Source organism: Photobacterium sp. (assembly GCF_057456235.1).
The window spans coordinates 1-14,600 of the sequence record NZ_JBVCPH010000007.1; the positions used below are offsets into that span (position 1 = coordinate 1).

The following is a 14,600-nucleotide window of genomic DNA, read 5'->3' on the forward strand; positions in this document are numbered from 1 at the left end:
GTTGAAGCATAAATTGACTGTGCCAATATCATTCCTCTGCAGGAATCATACTGTTCGGTCACTCAGTTCATTGATAAATCTTTCGACTTAACTTTTTCACGAGTGCCCACACAGATTGCATGGTCAAATTGTTAAAGAACAAACTTAACTAGGAAGCTAATACAATTCAGTATCGCACTCCATCATTAAGTGGACGGTCATTCTAGCGAATTAAGTTAACGTGTCAAACACTTTTTAAAACTTAATTTTCACTGGACTTTCATCCTACCGAAGGCTTGCAAACTTCTTATAAGAAGAAGGCGCTATCCGTATCGGTGAGGCGGCATTATAGGGGGTCATTTGACATTGGCAAGGGAAAATATAAAAATAAACACCAAGTGACCGAATAGCAACCATATAACGACTTTTAGGCTACTTTAACAACAATAGCCTACAGAGATCATTACCTCCGTCTTTTACACGACGGTAAGAGTCAATTTCTACTGTGTGATAGTATTGATCATAATTGATCGTGTTACAGCAAAATAATGTAGGACGGTATAGCACACAAAGCGAAGGGCTCACCAAGTCTTCATACTCTAAATATGGTCTGATTAAACTTGCTGATTTCGTTTCTAAATGATCTGTATATTCTGAATATATACACGGACAGGTGGATATTTCCGCTCAATATTATGAATGGTTTCAATTGTTGGCCATTGGAAATAATATGTCAGGATATTCAGGAAAAAAAAAGCCGAGTCTAAGACTCGGCTTTTTTAATTTAACGCGCTTTTGCTTATTCAGCAGCAGCTTCTTCCTGTGCTTCAGGACGATCTACAAGCTCGATGAAAGCCATTGGGGCTTTATCGCCAGTACGGAAACCGCATTTCATAATGCGAGTGTAACCACCTGGACGCTTAGTGAAGCGTGGACCTAATTCGTTAAATAGTTTCGCTACCACTTCGTTATCACGAGTGCGTGCGAATGCAAGACGACGGTTAGCAACACTGTCTGTCTTAGCTAGGGTAATCAATGGCTCAATTACGCGACGTAGCTCTTTTGCTTTTGGCAAGGTAGTCTTGATAATTTCGTGACGTACCAGAGAGCTAGCCATGTTGCTGAACATCGCTTTACGATGACTGCTGTTGCGGTTGAGTTGACGACCACTCTTACGATGGCGCATGACCTAATCCTTCTAACTAGATATCAGTAACTATTAATCTTCAGCGATTGATGCTGGCGGCCAGTTTTCAAGGCGCATGCCCAGAGAAAGACCACGCGATGCCAGCACGTCTTTGATTTCAGTCAAAGACTTCTTACCAAGGTTTGGCGTTTTAAGAAGCTCAACCTCAGTACGCTGAACAAGATCACCGATGTAATGGATCGCTTCTGCTTTCAAACAGTTAGCAGAGCGAACAGTTAGTTCAAGATCGTCTACAGGACGCAGTAGGATCGGATCGAACTCTGGCTTCTCTTCTTTCTCTTCAGGAACTCGTACATCACGAAGATCTACGAATGCATCCAGTTGTTCAGCAAGAATAGTTGCTGCACGACGGATAGCTTCCTCAGGATCAAGCGTACCGTTAGTTTCCATATCTATCACAAGCTTATCAAGATCAGTACGCTGTTCAACACGTGCTGCCTCTACGGCGTATGAGATACGGTCCACAGGGCTGTAAGTTGCATCAACTAACAGACGACCAATTGGACGCTCGTCTTCTTCAGTGTGAATTCGAGCAGAAGCCGGTACATAGCCACGACCACGTTCTACCTTGATGCGCATGCTAATTTCAGCATTGTCATCAGTTAGGTGGCAGATTACGTGCTCTGGGTTCGCAATCTCAACATCACCATCATGGGTGATGTCACCTGCAACAACAGGGCCTGCACCAGATTTGTTCAGAGTAAGGATAACTTCATCTTTACCCTCAACCTTAACGGCTAGACCTTTAAGGTTTAAAAGGATTTCGAGAACATCTTCCTGAACTCCCTCTTTGGTGCTGTACTCATGTAACACACCGTCGATTTCAACTTCACTTACAGCACAACCTGGCATTGAAGATAATAAAATGCGACGAAGAGCGTTACCTAGAGTGTGGCCAAAACCACGCTCTAGTGGCTCTAGAGTTACTTTTGCATGCGTCGAGCTAACTTGTTCGATATCAACAAGACGCGGCTTAAGAAATTCTGTTACAGAACCCTGCATTGTGTCCTCTCTTAACTATAGCCTTACTTAGAGTAAAGCTCGACGATCAGGTGTTCGTTGATGTCGGCAGACAAATCAGAACGTTCTGGAAGACGTTTGAACGTACCTTCCAGTTTGCTGCTGTCTACTTCGACCCAAGTCGGTAGTTCACGCTGAGTAGCAACTTCAAGAGCTGCTTTAATGCGTGCTTGGTTCTTAGCTTTCTCACGAATGCTAACAACGTCGTTTGCCGCTACCTTGAAAGAAGGAACGTTTACGACTGTACCGTTAACTAGGATCGCTTTGTGGCTTACCAACTGACGTGATTCAGCGCGTGTAGCACCAAAACCCATGCGGTAAACAACATTATCAAGACGACCTTCAAGAAGCTGAAGCAGGTTTTCACCTGTGTTGCCTTTAAGGCGTGCAGCTGCTTTATAGTAGTTACGGAATTGTTTTTCTAATACGCCATATGTACGACGAACTTTCTGCTTCTCACGAAGCTGAACACCGTAGTCAGACAGACGACCACGACGAGCACCATGTTGGCCCGGCGCGTTATCAATTTTACACTTGGTATCAATCGCACGTACGCCTGACTTAAGGAATAAGTCAGTGCCTTCGCGACGGCTAAGCTTCAGCTTAGGACCCAAATATCTTGCCATGTTCTTTCTCCAATATTCCTAGAAACGTTATACGCGACGTTTCTTAGGTGGACGACAACCGTTATGAGGGATCGGAGTCGCATCAACAATGTTAGTGATACGGAAACCCGCTGCATTTAATGCACGGATTGTAGACTCACGACCAGGACCAGGTCCCTTAACCATAACTTCCAGGTTCTTAACGCCATATTCTTTGGCCATTTCACCACAACGCTCAGCAGCAACCTGTGCAGCGAACGGAGTAGATTTACGAGAACCGCGGAAACCTGAACCACCTGCAGTAGCCCAAGAAAGAGCATTACCTTGACGGTCTGTAATGGTTACGATTGTGTTATTAAAAGAAGCATGGATGTGCGCTACGCCATCAGCTACTTGCTTGCGTACGCGCTTACGAGCGCGAGTTGGTTGCTTTGCCATTGTACTCTACCTTATCCGATTATTTTTTGATCGGCTTGCGCGGACCTTTACGGGTACGTGCGTTGGTTTTAGTACGCTGTCCACGTAGAGGTAGACTGCGACGGTGACGGATTCCACGGTAACAACCAAGGTCCATAAGACGCTTGATGTTCATAGAAACTTCACGACGTAGATCACCTTCTACTGTGTATTTAGCTACACCATCACGCAGTAGATCGATCTGTTCTTCAGATAATTCGCTGATCTTAACATCTTCAGCAATACCCGCTTCAGCTAAAACAGCCTTCGAACGAGTTTTACCAATTCCGTAAATCGCAGTAAGTGCGATTACAGAGTGTTTCTGATCAGGAATGTTAATGCCTGCAATACGGGCCACTATTCACTCCTAGTACTTTACAAGAATAACCACTGCAGAGCCCGTTTAGGATACGCAGTGGTGGTACAATTCTTTTGCACACACAAAAGATTGGTTGGCTAATTTAGCCAACCTACCTTCAATTTGCAAGAAATATTTCTGCTAATTAGCCTTGGCGCTGTTTATGCTTAGGCTCAACGCAAATTACACGCACAACACCGTTGCGCTTGATAACTTTGCAGTTGCGGCAGATTTTCTTAACGGAAGCACGAACTTTCATTGCTAAACTCCGTAAATGGATGATCTTAACGGCCATAGCCTTTAAGATTAGCCTTTTTCAATACTGACTCATATTGTTGAGACATCATATGTGTCTGAACTTGAGCCATGAAGTCCATGATTACAACGACTACGATAAGTAGTGATGTACCGCCAAAATAGAAGCGGACATTCCATGCAATCATCATGAACTCGGGGATCAGACAAATAAAGGTAATATACAACGCACCCGCTAGGGTTAAACGTGTCATCACTTTATCAATATACTTCGAGGTCTGTTCACCCGGGCGAATACCAGGTACGAATGCACCAGACTTCTTCAAGTTATCAGCTGTCTCGCGAGGGTTAAACACCAACGCGGTATAGAAGAAACAGAAGAAAATAATCGCAGTCGCATAAAGCATTACATAAAGCGGCTGACCTGGGCTTAGTGCAAGTGAAATATCACTTAACCAACCTAGGTTTTCGTTCTGACCAAACCACTGAGCCAGTGTGCCTGGAAACAGAATAATGCTTGATGCAAAAATCGCTGGAATTACCCCTGCCATATTAATTTTCAATGGCAAGTGAGTGCTTTGCGCGGCAAAAACACGACGGCCTTGCTGACGCTTGGCATAGTTAACGACGATACGACGCTGACCACGCTCCATAAACACTACGAAATAAATCACAGCGAAAGAAATTACTGCAATTAACAGTAGAAGAAGTACGTGCAATTCACCTTGACGTGCTTGCTCTACGGTCTGTCCAATAGCCGGTGGCAAACCTGCAACGATACCAGTGAAAATAATCACCGATATACCATTACCAATGCCGCGTTCTGTAATTTGCTCACCTAACCACATTAAGAACATGGTACCAGTAACCAAACTCACAACTGCAACAAAGTAGAATCCAAGGCCCGGATTAATGACCAGGCCAGGGATCATACTTGGTAACCCCGTCGCAATACCAATTGCTTGGAAGGTTGCCAAAACAAGCGTGCCGTAGCGAGTGTACTGGCTGATCTTACGACGACCAGATTCACCCTCTTTCTTCAATTCGGCCAAGGCCGGATGAACTACCGTTAGCAGTTGGACAATAATAGAAGCCGAAATATACGGCATAATGCCCAACGCTAAGATAGAAGCACGCTCAAGTGCACCACCAGAGAACATGTTAAACAGTTCAATGACGGTACCCTTTTGCTGTTCGAACAGATCGGCAAGTACAGCAGCGTCAATACCAGGAATAGGCACAAAAGAGCCTGCTCGGAAAATCAAGATAGCACCTAATACGAATAAAAGGCGAGTCTTAAGCTCTGCTAGGCCACCTTGTGCGCTACGAAAATCTTGTCCTGGTTGTTTAGCCATCTGTACCTCATCCTCGAGTTAATTATTCCTCGATTTTACCGCCGGCAGCTTCGATTGCAGCTTTAGCGCCTTTAGTCACGCGAAGACCTTTAACTGTCACTGAACGTGCAATTTCACCAGAAAGAACAATTTTTACAAATTTAATGTTCTTAGTGATAATGTTTGCATCTTTCAATGTAGCTAGATCAATCACGTCACCTTCAAGTTTCGCTAGTTCTGCTAGACGAACTTCAGCTGTTACCAAGCTCTTACGAGAAGTAAAACCGAATTTTGGTAGACGCTGTTTCAAAGGCATTTGACCGCCTTCAAAGCCTGGACGCACAGAACCACCTGAACGTGATTTCTGACCTTTGTGACCACGGCCACAAGTTTTGCCCAGACCAGAACCGATACCACGACCTACGCGCTTCGCAGAAGGCTTAGAACCCGCAGCCGGTGATAGAGTATTCAAACGCATTCTGATTACTCCTCAATTTTAACCATGTAGTGAACTTTGTTGATCATGCCGCGTACGCAGGCAGTATCTTCAAGCTCAACAGTGTGGTTGATACGACGAAGGCCTAAGCCACGCAAAGATGCTTTATGCTTCGGTAAACGACCGATAGAGCTCTTTGTCTGTGTTACTTTAATTGTCTTAGCCATGTCTATCACTCCAGAATTTCTTTAACAGAAAGACCACGCTTCGCAGCGATCATTTCTGGAGAGTTCATACCACTCAAACCATCAATTGTTGCGCGAACAACGTTGATTGGGTTTGTAGAACCGTATGCTTTAGCTAGTACGTTACGGATACCCGCAACCTCTAGCACTGCACGCATAGCACCACCGGCGATGATACCTGTACCTTCTGATGCAGGTTGCATATACACTTTAGAACCAGTGTGGCGACCTTTAACAGCGTGGTGTAGAGTACCGTCGTTAAGCGCGACAGTAACCATGTTACGGCGTGCTTTTTCCATTGATTTTTGGATTGCAGCAGGTACTTCACGTGCCTTACCGTAACCAAAACCGATGCGACCGTTACCGTCACCAACTACTGTTAGTGCAGTAAAGCTGAAAATGCGTCCGCCTTTAACCGTCTTTGATACACGGTTAACAGCGATCAGCTTTTCATGCAAATCTGATTGTGTTTTTTCGTTAGCCATCTTCCGCCTACCTTAGAATTTCAGACCAGCTTCACGAGCAGCTTCTGCTAGTGCAGCTACACGGCCGTGGTATTGGAAACCAGAACGATCGAATGCAACGCTAGAGACGCCTTTTTCAATCGCGCGCTCAGCAATAGCTTTACCTACAGCTGAAGCAGCGTCTTTGTTACCGGTGCTCTTAACTTGCTCACGGATCGCTTTTTCTACGGTAGAAGCTGAAGCGATAACCTCAGAGCCATTCGGGGCGATTACCTGAGCATACACGTGACGTGGAGTACGGTGTATAACCAGACGAGTCGCGCCAAGTTCAGCAATCTTACGACGTGCACGGGTCGCACGACGGATACGAGAAACTTTCTTATCCATAGTGTTACCTTACTTCTTCTTAGCTTCTTTAGTACGCACGACTTCGTCGGCGTAACGAACACCTTTGCCTTTATAAGGCTCAGGGCTACGGTAAGCGCGAATTTCAGCCGCTACCTGACCAACAATCTGCTTATCGGTACCCGTAAGTACGATTTCAGTTTGTGAAGGACATTCAGCTTTCATACCGGCTGGCAATTCATGCGCAACTGGATGCGAGAAGCCCAAAGTAAGGTTAACAGTGCTACCAGCAACGTTCGCACGGTAACCGACACCTTTAAGGGTTAGCTTCTTAGTAAAGCCTTCAGTAACACCAACAACCATGTTGTTAACTAGTGCACGAGCAGTACCTGCTTGTGCCCAAGCGTTAGCAACACCTTCGCGTGGACCGAAAGTAAGTGTGTTTTCTTCCTGAGAAAAAACTACTGCCGGGTTAAAAGTGCGAACTAGTTCGCCCTTAGGACCTTTAACAGTAACTTCCTGGCCGTTGAGTTTAACTTCTACGCCGGCAGGAATAACTACAGGTGCTTTTGCAACACGAGACATGTCCTACTCCTATTAAGCTACGTAGCAGATAATCTCACCGCCAAGGCCGGCTTTACGAGCAGCACGGTCGGTCATAAGACCCTTGGAAGTGGAAACAACAGCAATACCCAAACCACCCATCACTGATGGTAACGCACCTTTTTTCTTGTAGATGCGCAGACCTGGACGTGATACACGTTGGATTTGCTCGATAACTGGGTTAGCTTCGAAGTACTTAAGAGTAACTTCTAGCTCAGGCTTAACTTCACCAGTAACAGTGTAGTCAGCCACAAAACCTTCTTCTTTCAAAAGAGTTGCAATAGCAACTTTCAGTTTAGAAGATGGCATTTTAACAGCAACTTTTTTCGCTGCCTGACCGTTACGAAGACGGGTCAGCATATCCGAGATCGGATCTTGCATGCTCATAAGTCAATACTCCGTGATTCTAAATTGGCAGCTGATTACCAGCTAGCCTTACGCAGACCCGGAATCTCGCCTTTCATGCAAGCTTCACGAACCTTGATACGGCTAAGACCAAACTTACGTAGGTAGCCGTGTGGACGTCCAGTCTGGTTACAGCGGTTACGCTGACGAGACGAACTAGAATCGCGTGGTAGAGACTGAAGCTTAAGCACTGCATTCCAGCGATCTTCTTCAGACGCATTCACGTCACTAATAATAGCTTTTAGCGCCGAACGCTTTTCAGCGAACTTAGCTACAAGCTTGGCACGTTTAACTTCACGCGCCTTCATTGATTCTTTAGCCATTAGTAACCCTTACTTTTACTTACGGAATGGGAAGTTAAAAGCAGATAACAGAGCTTGAGCTTCTTCATCAGAACTAGCAGAAGTTGTAATCGTGATATCAAGACCACGGATACGATCTACTTTATCGTAATCGATTTCTGGGAAGATGATCTGCTCACGAACGCCCATGCTATAGTTACCACGACCGTCAAATGATTTCGGGTTTAGACCACGGAAATCACGGATACGAGGAACAGCAATTGAAATTAGACGCTCGAAGAAATCCCACATGCGTTCGCCACGTAGAGTTACTTTACAGCCAATAGGGTAGCCCTCTCGGATCTTAAAGCCAGCAACAGACTTACGAGCTTTAGTGATTAGCGGCTTCTGACCTGCAATAGCAGTCATGTCAGCAGCAGCATTCTCTAAAAGCTTCTTGTCGTTGATCGCTTCACCCACACCCATGTTCAGTGTGATTTTTTCGATCCTTGGGACTTGCATGATACTCTTGTATTCGAACTTGTCAGCAAGCTCTTTTACAACAGTCTCTTTGTAGTAATCATGCAGTTTCGCCATAGTACTACTCCAAACTTACTTAATAGTTACGCTATTAGACTTAAAGAAACGAACTTTTTTGTCGTCTTCAAATCGGAAGCCTACACGGTCTGCTTTACCGGTTTCAGCATTGAAGATTGCAACGTTAGAAACATCAATAGCTGCTTCTTGTTCAACGATGCCACCTTGTACACCCATTGCCGGTACAGGCTTCTGGTGTTTTTTAACAAGGTTAATACCTTCAACGATAACTTTACCGGTTGCTAGAACCTTAGTTACTTTACCTTTCTTACCTTTATCTTTACCGGTAAGAACGATAACTTCGTCGTTGCGACGGATTTTAGCTGCCATTTTAGTTACTCCTTACAGCACTTCAGGCGCTAGTGAAACGATTTTCATGAATTTCGCATTGCGAAGTTCACGCGTCACTGGGCCAAAAATACGAGTACCGATTGGTTGCTCTGTAGTATCGTTCAACAATACACAAGCATTACGGTCGAAGCGAATGACAGAGCCGTCCGGGCGACGAACGCCTTTACGGGTGCGTACAACCACCGCCTTCAGAACATCACCTTTTTTAACTTTACCGCGAGGAATTGCTTCTTTCACAGTAATCTTGATGATATCACCGATGTGTGCGTAACGGCGGTGAGAACCACCCAGAACCTTAATACACATTACGCGACGAGCGCCGGAGTTATCGGCTGCGTCAAGCGTACTTTGCATTTGGATCATGTTAGTGCTCCGCTTATTTTAAACATCTAGACCCATCGCGGGTCGGAATGCCTTTACTTCAAAGGCGGCGAATAATAACACCATTTTCGACCGATGGGTAGACAAAAAATAAACGACCCTAAATTTATTCAGGGCCGCTTGATCATTTCGTTGTCAAATTCGCTTAAATGCGAGCTTTTTCAACGACGCGTACCAGAGTCCAAGACTTAGTCTTAGACAGTGGACGACATTCACGAACTTCAACTGTGTCGCCTAGGCCACATTCGTTGTTTTCATCGTGTGCATGAAGCTTAGTCGTACGTTTGATGAACTTACCATAAATCGGATGTTTCACCATGCGTTCGATAGCAACAACGATAGACTTGTCCATCTTGTCACTAACTACACGACCGAGCTGAATACGGGTTTCTTCGCTCATTATGCGCCAGCCTTTTCAGTCAGAACGGTTTTAACACGTGCGATATCACGGCGTACAGCTTTCAGATTGTGAGTCTGCTGTAACTGACCAGTTGCAGCTTGCATACGCAAGTTGAACTGTTCACGTAGTAGGCCCACAAGTTCAGCATTCAGTTCTTCAACGCTTTTTGCGCGTAGATCTACAGCGTTCATCACATTACCGCCTTAATTACAAATGTTGTCTTGATAGGTAGCTTACGTGCAGCAAGTTCAAATGCGTCACGTGCTAGTGCTTCAGGAACACCATCCATTTCATAAAGAACTTTACCTGGTTGGATTTGGGCTACCCAGTACTCAACGTTACCTTTACCCTTACCCTGACGAACTTCCAACGGCTTGCTTGTAATAGGCTTGTCGGGGAAAACTCGAATCCAGATTTGGCCTTGACGTTTAACATGACGAGTCATAGCACGACGTGCAGCTTCAATTTGGCGTGCAGTCAAACGACCACGGCCAACAGCTTTAAGACCAAAAGTACCGAAGCTTACATCAGTACCGTTCGCTAGACCGCGGTTACGACCTTTAAAAGTCTTGCGGAATTTAGTGCGTTTAGGTTGCAGCATCAATAAACTCCTTATTTACGGCCTTTGCGTTGCTTCTTAGGCTTGTCAGCCTTTGGCTCTGCAACTGGCATACCGCCTAGAACTTCACCTTTGAAGATCCAAACTTTAACGCCGATTACACCGTATTGGGTGTGAGCCGAAGAAGTTGCGTAATCAATGTCAGCACGAAGAGTGTGTAGAGGTACACGACCTTCACGGTACCACTCAGAACGTGCGATTTCAGCGCCGCCTAAACGACCACCTACTTGAACTTTGATACCCTTAGCGCCAAGACGCATTGCGTTCTGAACTGCACGCTTCATAGCGCGACGGAACATAACGCGACGCTCTAGCTGAGACGAAATGCTGTCTGCAACCAGTTGACCGTCTAACTCAGGCTTACGTACTTCTGCGATGTTGATCTGAGCTGGAACACCAGCGATCTTAGACACGCGAGCGCGTAGCTTTTCAACGTCTTCACCTTTCTTACCGATAACGATGCCTGGACGAGCAGTGTGAATAGTCACACGGATGCTCTTAGCAGGACGCTCGATAACGATACGTGATAAAGACGCTTTTTTCAGTTCTTTAGTAAGAAACTGACGTACCTTGAAGTCGCCGTCTAGGTTGTCAGCGAACTCTTGGCTATTAGCAAACCAAGTGGTATTCCAAGGCTTAACGATGCCTAGACGAATACCATTAGGATGTACTTTCTGACCCATTGCTTTCTCTCCTAGTCTCTTAGCGGTCTGCTACAACAACAGTGATGTGGCTAGAACGCTTCAAGATGCGATCGGCACGGCCTTTAGCACGAGGCATAATACGCTTCATGGTAGGACCTTCGTCAACGAAGATTTTAGCAACATTAAGATCATCAATGTCTGCGCCTTCGTTGTGTTCTGCGTTAGCGATAGCTGAATCTAGAACTTTCTTGATTAGTTCAGCAGCTTTTTTGTTGCTGAACTGAAGAATTTCTAGAGCTTGAGCAACTGGCTTACCGCGCAGTTGATCTGCAACCAAACGAGCTTTCTGCGGCGAAATGCGAGCAAAGCGATGTTTAGCGATAGCTTCCATTACCTACTCCTTAGCGCTTCTTAGCTTTCTTATCTGCAGCATGGCCGCGATAAGTACGTGTTGGTGCAAATTCGCCTAGCTTGTGACCGATCATTTCTTCAGAAACGAAAACAGGAACGTGCTGACGACCATTATGGACAGCGATGGTCAAATTGATCATCTGTGGGATGATCATTGAGCGACGGGACCAAGTCTTAACAGGCTTCTTGTCTCCGCTTTCCACCGCTTTCTCTACCTTCTTCAGCAAGTGCAGGTCAATGAAAGGACCTTTCTTGAGAGAACGTGGCATGGCTTATCCTCTGATAATTATTACTTATTACGACGACGTACGATGTACTTGTCGGTACGTTTGTTCTTACGAGTTTTGTAACCCTTCGTAGGAACACCCCAAGGTGTAACTGGGTGACGGCCACCAGATGTACGACCTTCACCACCACCGTGTGGGTGGTCAACTGGGTTCATTACAACACCACGTACAGTTGGACGAACACCGCGCCAGCGTGAAGCACCAGCTTTACCTAGCTCACGTAGCATGTGTTCTGCGTTACCAACTTCACCTAGGGTCGCACGACCTTCAGAAAGAACCTTACGCATTTCACCAGAACGCAGACGTAGAGTCACATATGTGCCTGAACGTGCAATGATCTGAGCGTATGCACCAGCTGAACGAGCCAGCTGAGCACCTTTACCAGGCTTAAGCTCAACACAGTGTACAGTTGAACCTACTGGGATGTTGCGCATTGGTAACGTGTTACCAACTTTGATCGCAGCATCAGCGCCAGACTGGATTGGATCACCAGCTTGGATGCCTTTTGGTGCAATGATGTAACGGCGTTCACCGTCAGCGTAAAGCACTAGCGCGATGTTCGCACTACGGTTTGGATCATATTCCAAACGCTCAACTTTCGCTGGGATACCATCTTTAGTACGTTTAAAGTCGATCATACGGTAGTGTTGCTTGTTACCACCACCGATGTGACGTACTGTGATACGACCGTTATTGTTACGACCACCAGACTTAGATTTTTTCTCTAGTAGTGGTGCGTACGGCTTACCCTTATGCAGGTCAGAGTTAACCACTTTAACTACGTGGCGACGACCCGGGGAAGTCGGCTTACATTTAACAATAGCCATTCTTCTTTGCTCCTAGCCTTACTCTGCACTACCAGCGAAGTCGATGTCTTGACCTTCTTTCAAGATAACATACGCTTTTTTCCAGTCATTACGACGGCCTTCACGTGCACCTTGACGTTTGGTCTTACCCTTAGCAACAAGAGTATTTACAGACTTAACTTCAACCTCGAACAGTTTTTCAACTGCCGCTTTGATCTCTTTCTTCGTTGCATTAATTGCTACTTTGAACACGATTGTATTCGCGTTTTCAGCAGCAGTCGTTGCTTTTTCAGAAATGTGCGGAGCACGGAGAACTTTTAAAATACGCTCTTCAGTGATCATGCTAGCATCTCCTCAACTTGTTTAACTGCTGCTGCAGTCATCACGATTTTGTCGAAAGCGATCAAGCTAACTGGGTCGATTGTCGCTGCATCACGAACGTCTACCTTGTAAAGGTTACGTGCTGCAAGGAATAGATTCTCATCTAATTCGCCAGTTACGATTAGAACATCAGTCAGATCAAGCTCTTTAAGCTTTGCTGCTAGTTCTTTTGTTTTTGGTGCTTCTACAGAGAAATTATCAACAACGATTAGACGCTCTTGACGAACTAGCTCAGAAAGAATGCTCTTCATAGCACCGCGGTACATTTTTTTGTTAACTTTCTGGCTGTGGTCCTGTGGACGAGCTGCGAAAGTTACACCACCTGTGCGCCATAGCGGACTACGAATAGTACCTGCACGTGCACGGCCTGTACCTTTCTGGCGCCATGGTTTAGCACCACCGCCAGAAACGTCAGAACGAGTTTTCTGAGCACGAGTACCTTGACGAGCACCTGCTGCATAAGCAACAACCACTTGATGTACTAGAGCTTCATTGAAATCACGTCCAAAAGTAGTTTCGGAGACAGTGAGCGCATCAGCGCCTTTGACTACCAATTCCATTACTAACTCCTCGACCTTACGCTTTAACAGCTGGTTTAACGATCACGTTGCCACCTGTTGAGCCCGGTACCGCACCTTTAATAAGAAGCAGATTGCGCTCAGCGTCAACACGTACGATCTCTAGGTTTTGAGTCGTTACACGCTCAGCACCCATGTGACCAGCCATTTTCTTGCCTTTAAATACACGACCTGGAGTTTGACATTGGCCAATTGAACCCGGAGCGCGGTGAGACAAGGAGTTACCGTGGGTCATATCTTGAGTACGGAAGTTCCAACGCTTAATTGCGCCTTGGAAGCCCTTACCTTTAGATGTGCCAGTAACGTCTACTTTTTTAACTTCGTTGAACAGTTCAACATTTAGCTCAGCGCCAACTGCAAACTCTTCACCATTATCTAGACGGAATTCCCAAAGACCGCGACCAGCTTCAACACCCGCTTTTGCGAAGTGACCTGCTTCTGGCTTAGATACACGGTTAGCTTTCTTAGCACCAGTAGTGATCTGAATTGCATTGTAACCGTCAGTTTCAAGTGTTTTAACTTGAGTTACACGGTTAGCTTCAACTTCAACCACTGTTACTGGGATAGAAACGCCATCTTCGGTAAAGATGCGGGTCATGCCCACTTTACGACCGATTAGACCAATCATTTCTTATCTCCCCTTAACCTAGGCTGATCTGGACGTCAACGCCAGCAGCTAGATCTAGACGCATTAGAGCATCAACAGTTTTATCTGTAGGCTCAACGATGTCGATAAGACGCTTGTGAGTACGGATTTCGTACTGATCACGTGCATCTTTATTGACGTGTGGAGAAATAAGAACAGTGAAGCGCTCTTTGCGAGTCGGTAGTGGAATAGGACCACGAACCTGCGCGCCAGTACGCTTAGCTGTTTCAACGATTTCCGCAGTAGACTGGTCGATCAAACGGTGATCGAACGCCTTTAGGCGGATACGAATACGTTGGTTCTGCATGAGACAGAGCTCCAGTAAAATTTACACAAACAATATCGCCATTCACGCTCAGTTAAACGAGGGAATGTCGATTGATTTATGTGAAACCGTAGTACCCCTTTTGGGTACGTTGTCAGTCAATTTAATGACTGCGAACATAAGTCAGAGTATACATTACCAAGTCGTTTATGAGCGACTTCTTCCTCAACGCTTATTGGTT

General features: G+C 45.6%; 28 protein-coding genes. All 28 read right to left on the bottom strand.

The window, feature by feature from the left end:
• Positions 1-778: 778 nt before the first annotated feature.
• Positions 779-1,165, bottom strand: coding sequence for a 50S ribosomal protein L17 (rplQ, locus tag AC2204_RS09400; RefSeq protein ID WP_107283383.1), 387 nt, complete (start codon positions 1,163-1,165; stop codon positions 779-781).
• Positions 1,166-1,198: 33 nt separating this feature from the next.
• Entirely contained in the window at positions 1,199-2,188 is a 990-nt protein-coding gene (locus tag AC2204_RS09405) for a DNA-directed RNA polymerase subunit alpha (protein ID WP_318925261.1), read from the bottom strand.
• Positions 2,189-2,211: 23 nt separating this feature from the next.
• A complete protein-coding gene (gene rpsD / locus AC2204_RS09410) occupies positions 2,212-2,832 on the bottom strand; it encodes a 30S ribosomal protein S4 (protein WP_107283385.1) in 621 nt (206 codons plus the stop codon).
• 27 nt (positions 2,833-2,859) lie between these two features.
• Entirely contained in the window at positions 2,860-3,249 is a 390-nt protein-coding gene (gene rpsK / locus AC2204_RS09415; RefSeq protein ID WP_005370963.1) for a 30S ribosomal protein S11, read from the bottom strand.
• A 19-nt stretch (positions 3,250-3,268) separates the two neighbouring features.
• A complete protein-coding gene (rpsM, locus tag AC2204_RS09420) occupies positions 3,269-3,625 on the bottom strand; it encodes a 30S ribosomal protein S13 (protein ID WP_107283386.1) in 357 nt (118 codons plus the stop codon).
• Positions 3,626-3,770: 145 nt separating this feature from the next.
• Positions 3,771-3,884 carry a 50S ribosomal protein L36 gene (gene rpmJ, locus AC2204_RS09425; RefSeq protein ID WP_005417265.1) on the bottom strand — a complete coding sequence of 38 codons (114 nt, stop codon included), beginning with the start codon at positions 3,882-3,884 and terminating at the stop codon, positions 3,771-3,773.
• A 25-nt stretch (positions 3,885-3,909) separates the two neighbouring features.
• A complete protein-coding gene (gene secY, locus AC2204_RS09430; protein WP_107283387.1) occupies positions 3,910-5,235 on the bottom strand; it encodes a preprotein translocase subunit SecY in 1,326 nt (441 codons plus the stop codon).
• A 22-nt stretch (positions 5,236-5,257) separates the two neighbouring features.
• Complete coding sequence (gene rplO / locus AC2204_RS09435) at positions 5,258-5,692, bottom strand: 50S ribosomal protein L15 (RefSeq protein ID WP_107283388.1); 435 nt, start codon at positions 5,690-5,692, stop codon at positions 5,258-5,260.
• A gap of 5 nt (positions 5,693-5,697) precedes the next feature.
• Entirely contained in the window at positions 5,698-5,877 is a 180-nt protein-coding gene (rpmD, locus tag AC2204_RS09440) for a 50S ribosomal protein L30 (RefSeq protein ID WP_107283389.1), read from the bottom strand.
• A 5-nt stretch (positions 5,878-5,882) separates the two neighbouring features.
• A complete protein-coding gene (gene rpsE, locus AC2204_RS09445; RefSeq protein ID WP_318925262.1) occupies positions 5,883-6,380 on the bottom strand; it encodes a 30S ribosomal protein S5 in 498 nt (165 codons plus the stop codon).
• A gap of 12 nt (positions 6,381-6,392) precedes the next feature.
• Positions 6,393-6,746, bottom strand: coding sequence for a 50S ribosomal protein L18 (gene rplR / locus AC2204_RS09450; protein ID WP_318925263.1), 354 nt, complete (start codon positions 6,744-6,746; stop codon positions 6,393-6,395).
• A 9-nt stretch (positions 6,747-6,755) separates the two neighbouring features.
• Entirely contained in the window at positions 6,756-7,289 is a 534-nt protein-coding gene (rplF, locus tag AC2204_RS09455) for a 50S ribosomal protein L6 (RefSeq protein ID WP_318925264.1), read from the bottom strand.
• A 12-nt stretch (positions 7,290-7,301) separates the two neighbouring features.
• A complete protein-coding gene (rpsH, locus tag AC2204_RS09460) occupies positions 7,302-7,694 on the bottom strand; it encodes a 30S ribosomal protein S8 (protein WP_107283393.1) in 393 nt (130 codons plus the stop codon).
• A 35-nt stretch (positions 7,695-7,729) separates the two neighbouring features.
• Positions 7,730-8,035 carry a 30S ribosomal protein S14 gene (rpsN, locus tag AC2204_RS09465; RefSeq protein WP_107283394.1) on the bottom strand — a complete coding sequence of 102 codons (306 nt, stop codon included), beginning with the start codon at positions 8,033-8,035 and terminating at the stop codon, positions 7,730-7,732.
• 15 nt (positions 8,036-8,050) lie between these two features.
• A complete protein-coding gene (gene rplE, locus AC2204_RS09470) occupies positions 8,051-8,590 on the bottom strand; it encodes a 50S ribosomal protein L5 (RefSeq protein ID WP_107283395.1) in 540 nt (179 codons plus the stop codon).
• Positions 8,591-8,605: 15 nt separating this feature from the next.
• Complete coding sequence (gene rplX, locus AC2204_RS09475) at positions 8,606-8,920, bottom strand: 50S ribosomal protein L24 (protein ID WP_107283396.1); 315 nt, start codon at positions 8,918-8,920, stop codon at positions 8,606-8,608.
• A 12-nt stretch (positions 8,921-8,932) separates the two neighbouring features.
• Positions 8,933-9,304, bottom strand: a complete 372-nt coding sequence (gene rplN, locus AC2204_RS09480) for a 50S ribosomal protein L14 (RefSeq protein WP_075762918.1) — start codon at positions 9,302-9,304, stop codon at positions 8,933-8,935.
• Positions 9,305-9,467: 163 nt separating this feature from the next.
• Positions 9,468-9,722: a 30S ribosomal protein S17 gene (gene rpsQ, locus AC2204_RS09485; RefSeq protein WP_318925265.1), complete on the bottom strand. Its 255-nt coding sequence runs from the start codon at positions 9,720-9,722 to the stop codon at positions 9,468-9,470.
• A complete protein-coding gene (gene rpmC / locus AC2204_RS09490; protein ID WP_107283398.1) occupies positions 9,722-9,913 on the bottom strand; it encodes a 50S ribosomal protein L29 in 192 nt (63 codons plus the stop codon). The genes rpsQ and rpmC overlap by 1 nt, the downstream gene beginning before the upstream one ends.
• Positions 9,913-10,323: a 50S ribosomal protein L16 gene (gene rplP, locus AC2204_RS09495; protein ID WP_318925266.1), complete on the bottom strand. Its 411-nt coding sequence runs from the start codon at positions 10,321-10,323 to the stop codon at positions 9,913-9,915. The genes rpmC and rplP overlap by 1 nt, the downstream gene beginning before the upstream one ends.
• 11 nt (positions 10,324-10,334) lie before the next feature.
• The gene (rpsC, locus tag AC2204_RS09500) at positions 10,335-11,024 is read right to left on the bottom strand and encodes a 30S ribosomal protein S3 (RefSeq protein ID WP_107283400.1); all 690 of its coding nucleotides are present in this window, start codon (positions 11,022-11,024) and stop codon (positions 10,335-10,337) included.
• Between the two features lie 19 nt (positions 11,025-11,043).
• Entirely contained in the window at positions 11,044-11,376 is a 333-nt protein-coding gene (rplV, locus tag AC2204_RS09505; protein WP_107283401.1) for a 50S ribosomal protein L22, read from the bottom strand.
• A 10-nt stretch (positions 11,377-11,386) separates the two neighbouring features.
• Positions 11,387-11,665, bottom strand: coding sequence for a 30S ribosomal protein S19 (gene rpsS, locus AC2204_RS09510; RefSeq protein WP_107283402.1), 279 nt, complete (start codon positions 11,663-11,665; stop codon positions 11,387-11,389).
• Between the two features lie 20 nt (positions 11,666-11,685).
• The gene (rplB, locus tag AC2204_RS09515) at positions 11,686-12,510 is read right to left on the bottom strand and encodes a 50S ribosomal protein L2 (protein ID WP_318925267.1); all 825 of its coding nucleotides are present in this window, start codon (positions 12,508-12,510) and stop codon (positions 11,686-11,688) included.
• 18 nt (positions 12,511-12,528) lie between these two features.
• Entirely contained in the window at positions 12,529-12,831 is a 303-nt protein-coding gene (gene rplW / locus AC2204_RS09520; protein ID WP_107283404.1) for a 50S ribosomal protein L23, read from the bottom strand.
• Positions 12,828-13,430, bottom strand: a complete 603-nt coding sequence (gene rplD, locus AC2204_RS09525; RefSeq protein WP_107283405.1) for a 50S ribosomal protein L4 — start codon at positions 13,428-13,430, stop codon at positions 12,828-12,830. Before rplD ends, rplW begins: the two co-directional genes overlap by 4 nt.
• A 16-nt stretch (positions 13,431-13,446) precedes the next feature.
• Positions 13,447-14,076: a 50S ribosomal protein L3 gene (rplC, locus tag AC2204_RS09530; protein WP_107283406.1), complete on the bottom strand. Its 630-nt coding sequence runs from the start codon at positions 14,074-14,076 to the stop codon at positions 13,447-13,449.
• A gap of 13 nt (positions 14,077-14,089) precedes the next feature.
• The gene (gene rpsJ / locus AC2204_RS09535) at positions 14,090-14,401 is read right to left on the bottom strand and encodes a 30S ribosomal protein S10 (protein WP_005501283.1); all 312 of its coding nucleotides are present in this window, start codon (positions 14,399-14,401) and stop codon (positions 14,090-14,092) included.
• Positions 14,402-14,600: the final 199 nt, after the last annotated feature.

Coding starts and splice junctions, on each gene's coding strand:
- rplV (WP_107283401.1), bottom strand. CDS start 11,376: ATGGAAGCTATCGCTAAACATCGCTTTGCTCGCATTTCGCCGCAGAAA.
- rplE (WP_107283395.1), bottom strand. CDS start 8,590: ATGGCGAAACTGCATGATTACTACAAAGAGACTGTTGTAAAAGAGCTT.
- rplQ (WP_107283383.1), bottom strand. CDS start 1,165: ATGCGCCATCGTAAGAGTGGTCGTCAACTCAACCGCAACAGCAGTCAT.
- rpsJ (WP_005501283.1), bottom strand. CDS start 14,401: ATGCAGAACCAACGTATTCGTATCCGCCTAAAGGCGTTCGATCACCGT.
- rplN (WP_075762918.1), bottom strand. CDS start 9,304: ATGATCCAAATGCAAAGTACGCTTGACGCAGCCGATAACTCCGGCGCT.
- rpsD (WP_107283385.1), bottom strand. CDS start 2,832: ATGGCAAGATATTTGGGTCCTAAGCTGAAGCTTAGCCGTCGCGAAGGC.
- rplC (WP_107283406.1), bottom strand. CDS start 14,076: ATGATTGGTCTAATCGGTCGTAAAGTGGGCATGACCCGCATCTTTACC.
- rplR (WP_318925263.1), bottom strand. CDS start 6,746: ATGGATAAGAAAGTTTCTCGTATCCGTCGTGCGACCCGTGCACGTCGT.
- secY (WP_107283387.1), bottom strand. CDS start 5,235: ATGGCTAAACAACCAGGACAAGATTTTCGTAGCGCACAAGGTGGCCTA.
- rplF (WP_318925264.1), bottom strand. CDS start 7,289: ATGTCTCGTGTTGCAAAAGCACCTGTAGTTATTCCTGCCGGCGTAGAA.
- rpsE (WP_318925262.1), bottom strand. CDS start 6,380: ATGGCTAACGAAAAAACACAATCAGATTTGCATGAAAAGCTGATCGCT.
- rplP (WP_318925266.1), bottom strand. CDS start 10,323: ATGCTGCAACCTAAACGCACTAAATTCCGCAAGACTTTTAAAGGTCGT.
- rplB (WP_318925267.1), bottom strand. CDS start 12,510: ATGGCTATTGTTAAATGTAAGCCGACTTCCCCGGGTCGTCGCCACGTA.
- rpmD (WP_107283389.1), bottom strand. CDS start 5,877: ATGGCTAAGACAATTAAAGTAACACAGACAAAGAGCTCTATCGGTCGT.
- rpmC (WP_107283398.1), bottom strand. CDS start 9,913: ATGAACGCTGTAGATCTACGCGCAAAAAGCGTTGAAGAACTGAATGCT.
- rpsK (WP_005370963.1), bottom strand. CDS start 3,249: ATGGCAAAGCAACCAACTCGCGCTCGTAAGCGCGTACGCAAGCAAGTA.
- rplD (WP_107283405.1), bottom strand. CDS start 13,430: ATGGAATTGGTAGTCAAAGGCGCTGATGCGCTCACTGTCTCCGAAACT.
- rpsS (WP_107283402.1), bottom strand. CDS start 11,665: ATGCCACGTTCTCTCAAGAAAGGTCCTTTCATTGACCTGCACTTGCTG.
- rpsH (WP_107283393.1), bottom strand. CDS start 7,694: ATGAGCATGCAAGATCCGATCTCGGATATGCTGACCCGTCTTCGTAAC.
- rpmJ (WP_005417265.1), bottom strand. CDS start 3,884: ATGAAAGTTCGTGCTTCCGTTAAGAAAATCTGCCGCAACTGCAAAGTT.
- rpsN (WP_107283394.1), bottom strand. CDS start 8,035: ATGGCTAAAGAATCAATGAAGGCGCGTGAAGTTAAACGTGCCAAGCTT.
- rpsQ (WP_318925265.1), bottom strand. CDS start 9,722: ATGAGCGAAGAAACCCGTATTCAGCTCGGTCGTGTAGTTAGTGACAAG.
- rplO (WP_107283388.1), bottom strand. CDS start 5,692: ATGCGTTTGAATACTCTATCACCGGCTGCGGGTTCTAAGCCTTCTGCG.
- rplW (WP_107283404.1), bottom strand. CDS start 12,831: ATGATCACTGAAGAGCGTATTTTAAAAGTTCTCCGTGCTCCGCACATT.
- rpsC (WP_107283400.1), bottom strand. CDS start 11,024: ATGGGTCAGAAAGTACATCCTAATGGTATTCGTCTAGGCATCGTTAAG.
- AC2204_RS09405 (WP_318925261.1), bottom strand. CDS start 2,188: ATGCAGGGTTCTGTAACAGAATTTCTTAAGCCGCGTCTTGTTGATATC.
- rplX (WP_107283396.1), bottom strand. CDS start 8,920: ATGGCAGCTAAAATCCGTCGCAACGACGAAGTTATCGTTCTTACCGGT.